The organism is Streptomyces longispororuber (assembly GCF_014656095.1).
Classification (GTDB): Bacteria; Actinomycetota; Actinomycetes; order Streptomycetales; family Streptomycetaceae; genus Streptomyces; species Streptomyces longispororuber.
In genome coordinates, this window is record NZ_BNBT01000091.1 from 22,912 (window position 1) to 34,913 (window position 12,002).

The 12,002-nt window shown below is 73.7% G+C and carries 10 protein-coding genes; 3 read left to right on the plus strand and 7 right to left on the minus strand.

Features of this window, described 5'->3' with window-relative positions; translation table 11 throughout:
- Positions 1 to 30 precede the first annotated feature (30 nt).
- Positions 31 to 804 (plus strand): DUF6227 family protein, encoded by a 774-nt coding sequence (locus IE330_RS24720; protein ID WP_190138308.1) that lies wholly within the window; start codon positions 31 to 33, stop codon positions 802 to 804.
- A 93-nt stretch (positions 805 to 897) separates the two neighbouring features.
- Here the strand turns inward: IE330_RS24720 and IE330_RS24725 are convergent, their stop codons facing one another.
- The 6 genes from IE330_RS24725 to IE330_RS24750 form a co-directional block, all read right to left on the minus strand.
- A complete protein-coding gene (locus IE330_RS24725; protein ID WP_190138309.1) occupies positions 898 to 1,161 on the minus strand; it encodes a hypothetical protein in 264 nt (87 codons plus the stop codon).
- A gap of 84 nt (positions 1,162 to 1,245) precedes the next feature.
- The gene (locus IE330_RS24730) at positions 1,246 to 1,626 is read right to left on the minus strand and encodes a hypothetical protein (protein WP_190138310.1); all 381 of its coding nucleotides are present in this window, start codon (positions 1,624 to 1,626) and stop codon (positions 1,246 to 1,248) included.
- A gap of 95 nt (positions 1,627 to 1,721) precedes the next feature.
- Positions 1,722 to 3,860, minus strand: a complete 2,139-nt coding sequence (locus IE330_RS24735) for a PTS fructose transporter subunit IIABC (protein ID WP_190138311.1) — start codon at positions 3,858 to 3,860, stop codon at positions 1,722 to 1,724.
- Positions 3,861 to 4,460: 600 nt separating this feature from the next.
- Complete coding sequence (gene pfkB / locus IE330_RS24740; protein WP_190138312.1) at positions 4,461 to 5,408, minus strand: 1-phosphofructokinase; 948 nt, start codon at positions 5,406 to 5,408, stop codon at positions 4,461 to 4,463.
- Positions 5,405 to 6,166 carry a DeoR/GlpR family DNA-binding transcription regulator gene (locus tag IE330_RS24745; protein ID WP_190138313.1) on the minus strand — a complete coding sequence of 254 codons (762 nt, stop codon included), beginning with the start codon at positions 6,164 to 6,166 and terminating at the stop codon, positions 5,405 to 5,407. Before IE330_RS24745 ends, pfkB begins: the two co-directional genes overlap by 4 nt.
- Before the next feature lie 256 nt (positions 6,167 to 6,422).
- Entirely contained in the window at positions 6,423 to 8,015 is a 1,593-nt protein-coding gene (locus IE330_RS24750) for an MFS transporter (RefSeq protein ID WP_190138314.1), read from the minus strand.
- A gap of 118 nt (positions 8,016 to 8,133) precedes the next feature.
- Here IE330_RS24750 and IE330_RS24755 point away from each other — a divergent pair, with 118 nt between their 5' ends.
- The gene (locus tag IE330_RS24755) at positions 8,134 to 9,123 is read left to right on the plus strand and encodes a helix-turn-helix transcriptional regulator (RefSeq protein WP_190138315.1); all 990 of its coding nucleotides are present in this window, start codon (positions 8,134 to 8,136) and stop codon (positions 9,121 to 9,123) included.
- Positions 9,124 to 10,090: 967 nt separating this feature from the next.
- Here the strand turns inward: IE330_RS24755 and IE330_RS24760 are convergent.
- On the minus strand, positions 10,091 to 11,095 hold the full coding sequence (locus IE330_RS24760) for a sigma-70 family RNA polymerase sigma factor (protein ID WP_190138316.1): 1,005 nt from the start codon (positions 11,093 to 11,095) through the stop codon (positions 10,091 to 10,093).
- A 216-nt stretch (positions 11,096 to 11,311) separates the two neighbouring features.
- Between IE330_RS24760 and IE330_RS24765 the strand changes: the two genes are divergently transcribed.
- A complete protein-coding gene (locus IE330_RS24765; protein ID WP_190138317.1) occupies positions 11,312 to 11,929 on the plus strand; it encodes a GNAT family N-acetyltransferase in 618 nt (205 codons plus the stop codon).
- Positions 11,930 to 12,002 lie beyond the last annotated feature (73 nt).

The following is a 12,002-nucleotide window of genomic DNA, read 5'->3' on the forward strand; positions in this document are numbered from 1 at the left end:
CAGCAACGCCGGAAGCATCCGGGAGTATCCGTGAGCGTTCCGTACGAGACCGCGTACGAACCACCAGAGTCGCCCGAGCCCCTGTCTCCAGAGGAGCACCTCGAGCGACTGCTCGGCCGCGCCCTGAACTCCTTCGACCTGCCGGACGTGACGCTCCGGCGGTTGGACCAGGCGCTGGCCTACGACAGTTCGCTGCACTCCGCGCACCACAGCGCGGGCCTGCACCGCGAGACGTACCGCCACACCTGGCTGCTCGCCGACGGCAGCGCGCTCACCCTCTGGGAGCTGGTGCACAACACGGGCCCCGGCAGCAGGCCCACGTACGAGCTGTACCTGGACGAGGAGGAGGCCGGGGTCGCCACGGCCCGGCTGCCGCTGCCGCCCGACACCCCGGCCGGGGACCTGCCCGTCGTCCTCCAGCTCACGGCGGCGAACGAGCCCGCGCACACGTACGTGCCGGACGACTCGGCCGACCACGCCCGCAGGCTGCTGCGCCGCGCGGAGAACCCGGCGGGCGCGGGCCGCCCCGGCGAGGACATGGAGCGACTGCTCCGCTCGGCCTTCGCGCACCAGATCACCCAGGCCTTCGGCCGCTCCGCGCTGAGCGGCGAGGCCCGGCTCGGCTTCTCGCTGTACGAGCACGCGTTCCTGCTCTTCGACGGCTCCGAAGTCAGCCTGTGGGAGGTCGAGCACACGGCGACGGCCGACGGTCGGCACATGTGCGAGGTGTACGTCAGCGAGCCCGCGGCCCGCGCGGCGATGGAGCGCCGCGCGCGGACGTACCCGGTGTCGCGCAGCCGCTGACCGCTCCCGACCGACCGCCCCATGCTCCCCACGGACCGCTCCCGATGGACCGCTCCGCCCCCGACAGACCGCTCCCGTCGGACTGCTGGGGGTTCAGTCCTCCCGGTGGCCGTGCCCCGTGTCGAACTGTCGTACCAGACCGGCGAACGCGGCTCGTTCGGCCGCTGACAGGTCCACGGACTCCGCGCGGGGTGGGCCGGACTGTCCGGGCAGCGAGCGCAGCGCGGGACCTTCCGGGGCCGGCGCCGGGGCCGCGCGCAGGCGCCGTATGCGCAGGAAGGTCAGGGCCCAGAGGGCGGTCGCGGCGGCGAACAGCGCCACGCCTGTCTGCTGAACGATCGAAGCACCGTCGAACATGCGGCTCAGTAGACAACAGCCGCCCACCCCCACAACAGAGGCGTTAAGGGGACTTTGGGCCGGAAGTGACGCATCTCGCACGCGCTACCGCTCCGACGTCACCAGGGCCGCCATGCGGACGCAGATGCCGGGGAGTTCGGGGGCCTCGCGGTCCCAGTCCTCGGTGTCGACGCCCGCGAGGAGGCAGGACGACCACAGGGTGGCGAGCAGCCGGGCGGCGACGTCGGCGCGGGCGGGACTCGCGGCGGGGGCCTGGCGGTGGACGGCCTCGGCAGCCTGCTCGAGCAGGGCGGGTTCGAGGAGCCAGCGGATGCTCGTGCCGGTCTCGATGAGGAAGCCGGAGTAGACGGCCAGGTGCACGGGGTCGGCCTCGACGCCCTTGGCGTGGTTCGCGCGGGCCTGCTCGGTGAGTGCGGTGACCATGCCGAGCAGGCTGCTGAGGTGGCTCTGCTGGAGCTGGCTCACGGTGGCCCCCCACGGGATGCTGCCCGTGCCCGGGCGCCCATGCCGCAGTACCAGTGCAGTATGCCCACGCCCGGGCGTCGGGGAACGCGGTCCGCTCAGGCGGTGACCGCGGCCTTCGGCTCGTCCGCCGCGGACCGCGCCGCGTCCCCCTCCGGTGCGGCCGGGGCCTTGCGGGCGCTCTTGAGCAGGATCACCACGGCCGTCGACACGCAGACCCCGGCGGCGACGGCGAGCAGGTAGAGCAGGGGCCGGCCGATCAGCGGCACCACGAACACACCTCCGTGCGGGGCGCGGAGCGTGCAGTCGAAGGCCATGGACAGGGCGCCCGTGACCGCCCCGCCCGCCATCGACGCGGGGATGACCCGCACCGGGTCCGCGGCCGCGAACGGGATCGCGCCCTCGGTGATGAAGGAGGCGCCGAGGAACCAGGCCGCCTTGCCGTTCTCACGCTCGGTCCGGGTGAACAGACGGCCCCGTACGGTCGTCGCCAGCGCCATGGCGAACGGCGGCACCATGCCGGCCGCCATCACGGCGGCCATCACCTTCAGCGAGCCGTCGGTGGGGTGGGCGAGGCCGCCGACGGCGAAGGCGTACGCGACCTTGTTGAGCGGACCGCCGAGGTCGAAGCACATCATCAGGCCGAGGATCACACCGAGGATGACGGCGTTGGCACCGGAGAGGCCCTCCAGCCAGTCGGTCAGGGCGTTCTGGAGCGAGGCGATGGGCTTGCCGACGACCAGGAACATCAGGAAGCCGACCACCGCCGAGGAGATCAGCGGGATCACCACCACCGGCATGATGCCGCGCAGCACGGCCGGGACGCGGGCGCGCTGGACGCCCCGCACGACGGCGCCCGCGAGCAGGCCGGCCGCGAGGCCGCCGAGGAAGCCCGCCTCGATGGTGACGGCGACCGAACCGCCGACGAATCCCGGTACGAGACCGGGCCGGTCGGCCATGCCGTACGCGATGTAGCCCGCGAGGACGGGGACGAGGAAGGCGAAGGCGAGGCCGCCGGTCTGGAAGAGCAGGGCGGCCCAGCTCGTGTGGTCGGTCCAGACGAAGTGCTCGGCGACCGACGGGGCCTTGTCGATCTTCCAGCCGCCGATGGCGAAGCCGAGGGCGATGAGGAGGCCGCCGGCGGCGACGAAGGGGACCATGTAACTGACGCCGCTCATCAGCCAGGTGCGCAGCTTGGTGGCGTAGCTGTCGCCGCTGTCGCCCGCGTTGTCGACGGGGCTCGGTGCGGCCGGGGCCGCCGTGGCGTCGCCGCGGGCGGCCTTCTCGCGGGCCTCGGCGATGAGGGCGGCGGGGCGGTTGATGCCCGCCTTGACGCCCACGTCGACGGTGGGCTTGCCCGCGAAGCGGTCCTTGTCGCGTACGGGGACGTCGTGGGCGAAGATCACGGCGTCGGCCCGTGCGACGGTCCCGGGGTCGAGGCGGGTGAAGCCCGCCGAGCCCTGGGTCTCGACGGTGAGCTCGACGCCCGCGTCGCGCGCGGCGTTCTCCAGTGCCTGGGCGGCCATGTAGGTGTGGGCGATGCCGGTGGGGCAGGAGGTGACGGCGACGATACGGAACGGGGGCTCGTGTTCTCGGGGCTCGGTGTCCGGGCGGCCGGTGCCTGGGTGATCGGCGTCCGAGCGGCCGGTGTCCGAGCGGTCGGTGTCCGGACGGTCCGGGGTGGGGGCCGGGGCGCCCGCGGCGGGCGGCTCCGTGTCGGGCCGGTCCGCGGTGGCGGCCGGGGCTTCCGTGGCGGGTGCGGCGGGTGCGGCGGGCGCGGGCTCGTCGCCCCGGATCAGGGCCGCCGCCGTCGCCGCGTCGGGGGCCTCGCGCAGGGCCCGCGTGAACGCCTCGTCCATCAACTGCCGCGCCAGGGACGACAGGATCGTCAGGTGGGCGTCGTCCGCGCCCGCCGGGGCGGCGATCAGGAAGATCAGGTCGGCCGGTCCGTCGGGGGCGCCGAAGTCGATGCCCCCGGCGCTGCGGCCGAAGGCCAGGGTGGGCTCGGTGACGTGGGCGCTGCGGCAGTGCGGGATGCCGATGCCGCCGTCGAGGCCGGTGGGCATCTGGGCCTCGCGGGCGGCGACGTCGGCGAGGAAGCCGTCCAGGTCGGTGACGCGGCCGAGGGCGGCCATGCGTGTGGCGAGGGCGCGGGCCGCCGCCTCCTTGGTGTCGGCGGAACGGTCGAGGTCGAGGTCGACCAACTCCGCGGTGATCATGGCGTGGTTCTCGCTCATCGCGGGCTCCTTTGCGCGCGTGCCGCCCGGGGACAGGGGGGCGAGGTGGGGACGGGGGCGAGGGCGGTGGCGGGGGTCGGTGCAGGGGACGGGCCCGGTCGGGCAACGCCTGACTCGGGGAGCGGTGCCGGTTCAGGGAGGGATCCCGGTGCAAGGAGGGGTCCCAGTTCAGGGAGCGGTCCCGGTGCAAGGAACCATCCCGGGTGCAGGGAACGGTTCCGGTGCAAGGAGCCGTCCCGGGTACAGGGAACGATCCCGGTCAGGGAACGGGCCCGCCTGGGTGGGCGGCCCCGGGTACAGGGAACGGTCCCGCTCAGGAAACGGGCCCGATTCGCTGGGCGGCCCCGGCTCAGGAGACGGCCCCGGCTCAGGAGACGGGCCTGCTTGGGTGGGCAGCCCCGGGTGCAGGGAACGATCTCGGACAGGAGACGGGCCCGATTGGGTGGGCAGCCCCGGCTGCAAGGAACGGTCCCAGTCAGGAAACGGGCCCGATTCGCTGGGCGGCCCCGGCTCAGGAAACGGCCCCGGCTCAGGAGACAGCCCCGGTTCAGGAAACGGCCCCGGCTCAAGAGGCGGCCCCGGTTCAAAGCGCGCCCCCGTTCAGGCAGCCGGCTCCGTCAAGGCGAGGTCGAGCGGGACCTCGTCGGTGACGGTGACGGCGCCGGGGGCGAGGTCGGCCGGGGTGGGCATGGCGCTGCCGGGCAGTTGGACGGCGGCGGCGCCGTGCGCGACGGCCGAGGCGAGGGCCGCGGGTCCGGCGCCGCCCGCGACGAGGAAGCCGGCGAGGGAGCTGTCGCCCGCGCCGACGTTGCTGCGTACGAGGTCGACGCGGGCGCGACCGAGGTACGTGCCGGTGTCGTCGACGAGGAGCTGGCCGTCGGCGCCGAGGCTGGCGAGGACGGCGCGGGCGCCGCGTTCGCGCAGCTCGTCGGCGGCCTTGAGGACGTCGCCGAGGGTGGCGAGGGGGCGGCCGACGGCCTCGGCCAGCTCGGTGGCGTTCGGCTTGACGACGTCCGGGCGGCCGGGGAGCGCGGCGAGGAGGGCGGGGCCGCAGGTGTCGAGGGCGATCCGGGCCCCGGCGGCGTGGCTGCGCCGCACCACGTCGGCGTACCAGGAGGGGGCGAGGCCGCGCGGGAGGCTGCCGCAGCAGGCGATCCAGTCGGCGGCCGCGGAGTGCGCGGCGACGGTGTCGAGCAGGGCCGCGCTCTCGGCGGGGGTGAGGGCGGGGCCGGGCGCGTTGATCTTCGTGAGGGTGCCGTCGGGCTCGGCGACGGAGATGTTGGCGCGGGTGGCGCCGGTGACCTGGACCGGGGCGACGTCGATGCCCTGCTCGTCGAGGAGCCGGGCGACGAGGGCGCCGGTGGCGCCGCCGAGGGGCAGGACGGCGAGGGTGCGGACGCCGGCCGCGGCGACGGCGCGGGAGACGTTGACGCCCTTGCCGCCGGGGTCCATGCGCTCGCCGGTGGCGCGGACGACCTCGCCGCGGGTGAGGGCGGGGACCTCGTAGGCGCGGTCGAGGGAGGGGTTCGGGGTGACGGTGAGGATCATGCGCGCACCACTTCCGTGCCCGCGCGCTCGATGGCGGCGGCGTCGTCCGGGGCGAGGCCGGTGTCCGTGATCAGCAGGTCGACGTCGGTGAGGTCGCCGAAGCGGGCGAAGTGCTCCTGGCCGTACTTGCCGCTGTCGGCGAGCAGGACGACGCGGCGGGCGGCGGCGACGGCGGCGCGCTTCACGGCGGCCTCGGCGAGGTCGGGGGTGGTCAGGCCGTGCGCGGCGGAGAAGCCGTTGGCGGCGAGGAACACGACGTCGGCGCGGATCTCGGCGTAGGCGCGCAGGGACCAGGCGTCGACGGCGGCGCGCGTACGGTGCCGGATGCGGCCGCCGACCAGGTGGAGCTGGATGCCCGGGTGGTCGGCGAGGCGGGCGGCGGTGGGGAGGCTGTGGGTGACCGCGGTGAGCTCCGCCTCCAGCGGCAGCGCGGCGGCGAGGCGGGCCACCGTCGAACCGGCGTCGAGGATGACGCTGCCCTCGGGCGGCAGTTCGGCGAGGGCGGCCCGGGCGATGCGGTCCTTCTCGTCGGCGGCGGTGCTCTCGCGCTCCGCGAGGTCCGGCTCGAAGTCGAGGCGGCCGGCCGGGATGGCGCCGCCGTGCACCCGGCGCACCAGGCCCGCCCGGTCCAGGGCCTTCAGGTCGCGGCGGATGGTCTCGGCGGTGACCTGGAACGCGGCGGCGAGGGACAGCACGTCGACGCGCCCGCCCTCTCTCGCCAGGCGCAGGATCTCCTGCTGCCGCTCTGGCGCGTACATGGCTCGGGGCCTCCTGCCGTATGCCCGGGTGTGTGGGTTCCTCCGGAGAGTACGGGCCCTGCGGCGCGAAGTAAACATGAACAGGCGAACAACGGGCACAAACGGGCTTCGACGTCCGGGAGAACCGCCTGCGGAAACGACTCCACCCACCCGCCCGGGGCCGTGTCAGGGCCCCGCCCGGCGGCAGCCGGGAACGCGCGGGTGGGTGGGGAGGAAGGAGAAGGGGCCGAGCGCCGGGAAGGCGCGGCCCCCGGTCTCAGCGGGTGAGGGCCGGTTCCGGCGTCTCGGCGGGCGCGGCGCCCTCGGCGCCGGCGGAGCCCTCGGCGCCGGCGGAGCCCTCGGCGCCGGCGGGGCCCTCCGCGGGCGCGGACTCGGCGCCCTCGATGTGCTGGGCCGGGCGCCGGGGGAGCCCCAGCATCAGCAGGAAGATGACGGCGAGGACACCGACCACCCACCACAGGGCGTTCTCGAAGCCGTGGGCGAACTCCGCGGCGACCCGCTGCGGTACGACGTCCTCGTCGATGACGCCGTAGAAGACGACCGAGACCAGGCCGAGGCCGAGCGCGTTGCCCATCTGCTGCACGGTGTTGATGAGCCCGGACGCGGAGCCCGCGTGCTCGCGCGGGACCTCGGAGAGCACCGCGTCCGTCAGCGGCGCCACGATCAGGCCCATGCCGAGGCCCATCACCACGAGCGGGAGGGCCATCTGCCAGGAGGTGATGCCCGCGCCGTACCGGTCGGCCTCCCAGATGTAGATCAGCACGCCCGCGGCCATGGTCAGCGCGCCGGTCTGGAGGACCTTGCGGCCGAACCGCGGGACCAGCTTCTGCACGGAGATGCCGGCGGCGAAGGAGACCGCGATGGAGAAGGGGACACCGGTCAGGCCCGCGTGCAGCTCGCTCCAGCCGAGGCCGACCTGCATGTACATCGTCCAGACCAGGAAGAAGATGCCCAGCGAGACGCCGAAGACGGTCTGCACGGCGATGCCCGCGGCGAAGCTCTTCACCTTGAACAGGGACAGCTCCACGAGCGGCGAGCCGTCCTGGGCGGCCTTCCGCCGCTCGTACGCCACCAGCGCGGCGAAGACCACCAGCGAGCCCGCCATCGTCACGTGGCCCCAGACCGGCCAGTCCAGCTCGTGCCCGCGCGTCAGCGGGTAGAGGACCATCAGCAGGCCGAGGGTGACGAGGACGACGCCGACGAGGTCGAGCCGCAGGGCGCGCGGCGCCTTCGACTCGGTGATGAACTTCCGCCCGAGGAGCAGGCCCGCGATGCCGACCGGCAGGTTGATCAGGAAGATCGGGCGCCATTCGAGGCCGAAGAGGTTCCACTCCGTCAGCAGGGCGCCGAGCAGCGGGCCGGAGACCGCGCCGAGACCCACGACCATGCCGAACAGGCCGAAGACCTTGCCGCGCTCGTGCGCGGGGAACGTGGCGTGCACGATCGAGAGCACCTGGGGCACCATCAGCGCGGCCATCGCACCCTGGAGGATGCGGGAGGCGACGAGCATCTCCGGGTTCGCGGCGAAGCCGCACAGCGCCGAGGCGACGGTGAAGCCGGCGATGCCGATGAGGAATATCTTCTTGCGGCCGTAGATGTCGCCGAGCCGCCCGCCGGTGATGAGTCCGGCGCCGAGCGCGAGCGCGTAACCGGCGGTGATCCACTGGATCTGGCTGAACGTGGCGCCCGCGTCCCGCTGGATGGCGGGGATCGCGATGTTCACGATCGTCACGTCGACGAGGTCCATGAAGGCGGCCGTCATCACGATCGCGAGGGCGAACCACCGGCGGCGGTCGGCCCGTGACTCCGCGGACGGAGCAGCCGGGCTGGGGGTGCTGGGTGAAGTCATGCCGCCAGGCTAGGAGGCTTATAGGCCAGGACGTGTCCTAGTTCCCTCCGGCCGGTGCGGGAAATTCCGTCGACCCAGTAGGACGGATCGTGTCCTACATCCCCGGCATCCTGGGGGCATGACGACTTCAAGCGGTGGCGGTACGGACACTCCGGCGCGGCTCCTGACGCTCCTCTCGCTCCTGCAGACCCCGCGGGAGTGGCCCGGCGGGGAACTCGCCGACCGGCTGGGGGTGTCGCGGCGCACGGTGCGGCGGGACATCGACCGGCTGCGGGAGCTGGGCTATCCCGTGCAGGCGTCGCAGGGCGCGGCCGGGGGGTACCGGCTCGTCGCGGGCAAGGCGATGCCGCCGCTGGTCCTCGACGACGAGGAGGCCGTGGCCATCGCCGTCGGGCTGCGGGCCGGGGCGGGGCACGCGGTGGAGGGCGTGGAGGAAGCGTCGGTGCGGGCGCTGGCCAAACTGGAACAGGTGCTGCCGTCGCGGCTGCGGCACCGCGTGGCCGCGCTCGGGGCGGCCACGATGTCGCTGGCCAGCGGGGACGGGGCGCGGGTCGCGCCGGAGACGCTGACGACGATGGCGTCGGCGACGGCCGGGCGCGAGCGGCTGCGGTTCGCGTACGAGGCCAAGGACGGGACGCCGTCGCGGCGCCTCACCGAACCGCACCGGCTCGTGTCCACGGGGCGCCGCTGGTACCTGGTGGCGTACGACCTGGACCGGGAGGACTGGCGTACGTTCCGGGTGGACCGGGTGTCGGAGCCGTTCGCCACGGGGGTGCGGTTCGCTCCGCGGATGCTGCCGGGGGGCAGCGCGGAGGCGTACGTGCGGCGCAGCGTGCTGCCGCGGCGGCAGGAGTCCGCGGCGTACGACGTGGACGTGGAGTTCCAGGCACCGGCGGCCGAAGTGGCGCGGCGGCTGCCGCCGTCCCTGGGGGAGGTGACCGAGGTCGCGGAGGGGCGCTGCCGGCTGCGGGGGGCGGTGACCGAGCCGGTGGAGTGGGTGGCGGTGCGGTTGCTGTGGGTGGAGTGCGACTTCGCTGTGCGCGGGCCCGGGGAGCTGGTGACCCGGGTACGCGACCTGGGCCGTCGCCTCACCGCCGCCGCGAGCTGAGCCCCGCTGCCGCGGGCCCGCCCTCCTCGGGCCGGGCCCTGCTGCCCCGCGGCCGGGGCCGCACCCGACCGGGCCCGGGACCGCCCCCTCGGGCCGAGCCCCGCTGACCGGGTGCGGTCCCTTCGGCTGCGCCTGTACGGGGGCCTGCGGCCTCACCGCGGTCTCCGGCCGAACCCTGCCGCCGCCGAGCACCCCCGCCGCGCTGAGCGCGGCACCTCCCACCCACCCACCCGTACAACCCACCCACAGGGCAAGCCCCGACGCCCCCACCCCACACCTTCCGTCCGCTCAGCGCCCCCAGACCGTACGCGCCCACACCCCGAGCAGCACCACGACGCCCGCGGCCCCTGACCGGCCAAGGCGACCGCCGCGCTCCGCGCGGCACATCTCCCACCCACCCACCCGCACAACCCCACCCACACAGCCGGCCCCGACGCCCCCACCCCACACCTTCCGTCCGCTCAGCGCCCCCAGACCGTACGCGCCCACACCCCGAGCAGCACCACGAAACCTGCGGCCCAGACCCGTCAAGGCCGCCGCGCTCCGCGCGGCATGCTTCCCACCCACCCGCCCACACAACCCCACCCACAGGGCAGACCCCGACGCCCCCACACAACACCCTCCGTCCGCTCCGCGCTCGCGGACCGTACGCGCCCACGCCCCGAGCAGCACCGCGACGCCCGCGGCCCCTGACCCGCCAAGGCGACCGCCGCGCTCCGCGCGGCACATCTCCCACCAGACACACCCCGTCCGCTCAGCGCCCGCGGACCGTACGAAGGCGGGACACCCGACAGGAGAATGCAGCAGCAGCCACCGGCGGGGGTGGTCACCACACACGTACCGGCGGCACCCCGAAATCCCGAAGCACGCTGCCCCCAAGCCACCGAGGGGACAACCCACCCACGGACCCGCAGGCCGCGAAGCCGCCGCCGCCCGCAGGGCAGCTTCCACCGTTCGGCCGGCCGCCCTAGGCCACCGCGTCGAAGCCCGTGTCCCGTGCCAGCTTCTTCAGTTCGAGCAGCGCGTGCTTCTCGATCTGGCGGATGCGCTCGCGCGTCAGGCCGTGCTCCTTGCCGACCTCCGTGAGCGTCCGCTCGCGGCCGTCGTCGATGCCGTACCGCATCTTGATGATGGAGGCCGTGCGCTGGTCGAGGCGGCCGATGAGGTCGTCCAGCTCCTCGCTGCGCAGCAGCGTGAGGACGGACTGCTCCGGGGAGACGGCCGAGGTGTCCTCAAGGAGGTCCCCGAACTGGGTCTCGCCCTCGTCGTCCACCGACATGTTCAGCGAGACGGGGTCGCGGGCCCAGTCGAGGACGTCGACGACGCGCTCGGGGGTCGACGACAGCTCGGCGGCGATCTCGGCGGGCTCCGGCTCACGGCCGTGCTCGCGGTTGAACTCGCGCTGCACGCGGCGGATCCGGCCCAGCTCCTCCACCAGGTGGACGGGGAGCCGGATGGTGCGGGACTGGTCGGCTATGGAGCGCGTGATGGCCTGGCGGATCCACCAGGTGGCGTACGTGGAGAACTTGAAGCCCTTGGCGTAGTCGAACTTCTCGACCGCGCGGACCAGGCCCGCGTTGCCCTCCTGGATGAGGTCGAGCAGGGGCAGACCGCTGCGCGGGTACCTGCGGGCTACGGCGACGACCAGGCGCAGGTTCGACCGGATGAAGATGTCCTTGGCCCGCTCGCCCTCGGCCACCAGGGCGCGCAGCTCCTCCTCGGAGGCGGCGACGGCCGACTTCTCCTCGACCTCGCCCTCCAGGATCTTCTGCGCGTACACCCCGGCCTCGATGATCTGGGACAGCTCGACCTCCCTCGCGGCGTCGAGCAGGGGCGTGCGTGCGATCTCGTCGAGGTACATGCCGACCAGGTCGCGGTCGGCGATCTCGCCGCCAGATGCGCGAACACTGCGGGCCGCGTCGGTCTCACCGGTGTCGGCGGACGTACGACGGGCGACGGCACGGGTTGCCATGCGTGCTCCCTTGCGTGGTTGTCACTGGTCGGTCCGGCTGGGACCACTGGTCCGGACGGGCCGGGCGGTCCAGGTGTGGACCTGTGGTAAACGGCACACCTTCCCAGGTGCCCCGCATCTGCTGGAAACAACGACTGGAATCCGGACAGAATTCCCAAGCCGCACATCCATTTTCGTGATCATGCAGTACCCTGTCCGGCCACACAGGGAGGGCACGTGGCACAGGAGCCCGCAGAGGTGCAGGTCAGACCGGGCGTGGAGGGGGACCTCACCGCTCTCACGGACCTCTACAACCACTACGTCCGTGAGACCGCCATCACATTCGACACCGTCCCGTTCCTGCCGGAAGAGAGACGCCCTTGGCTGCTCTCCCACCCCAAAGACGGCCCCCACCGCCTCTTGGTTGCTCAGAGCGGCGAAGGGGGTGAAACGGATGAACCGGGTGAAGCAGGTGAACTCGGGAAATCCTCACGAGGCAGTGCGCGGAGGGAAGCGGGCGGCGGCACGGCACCCCGCATCCTCGGCTACGCCACCTCCAGCCCCCTGCGTCCCAAGCCCGCGTACGCCACCTCCGTCGAGGTCAGCGTGTACTGCGCGCCCGAGGCGGCCGGGCGCGGTGTCGGCACGCTGCTGTACCGCCGTCTCCTCGCCGCCCTGGAGGGCGAGGACGTGCACCGGGCCTACGCCGGGATCGCCCTGCCCAACCCGGCGTCGGTGCGGCTGCACGAGCGGTTCGGCTTCCGGCACCTGGGGACGTACCGGGAGGTGGGGCGGAAGTTCGGGCGCTACTGGGACGTGGCCTGGTACGAGCTGCCCCTAGGGCCAAGGGACTAGGCCGTTTCCTTCGGATCATCGTGCCGACCAGATGAAGATGGCCGCGATGTGGAGTCCGGCGAGGTAGATGGTG

Bases quoted from the DNA above. Each gene is read 5' to 3' on its own strand.
- IE330_RS24725 (WP_190138309.1), bottom strand. From the start codon at position 1,161: ATGTTCGACGGTGCTTCGATCGTTCAGCAGACAGGCGTGGCGCTGTTC.
- IE330_RS24735 (WP_190138311.1), bottom strand. From the start codon at position 3,860: ATGAGCGAGAACCACGCCATGATCACCGCGGAGTTGGTCGACCTCGAC.
- pfkB (WP_190138312.1), bottom strand. From the start codon at position 5,408: ATGATCCTCACCGTCACCCCGAACCCCTCCCTCGACCGCGCCTACGAG.
- IE330_RS24745 (WP_190138313.1), bottom strand. From the start codon at position 6,166: ATGTACGCGCCAGAGCGGCAGCAGGAGATCCTGCGCCTGGCGAGAGAG.
- IE330_RS24750 (WP_190138314.1), bottom strand. From the start codon at position 8,015: ATGACTTCACCCAGCACCCCCAGCCCGGCTGCTCCGTCCGCGGAGTCA.
- IE330_RS24755 (WP_190138315.1), top strand. From the start codon at position 8,134: ATGACGACTTCAAGCGGTGGCGGTACGGACACTCCGGCGCGGCTCCTG.
- IE330_RS24760 (WP_190138316.1), bottom strand. From the start codon at position 11,095: ATGGCAACCCGTGCCGTCGCCCGTCGTACGTCCGCCGACACCGGTGAG.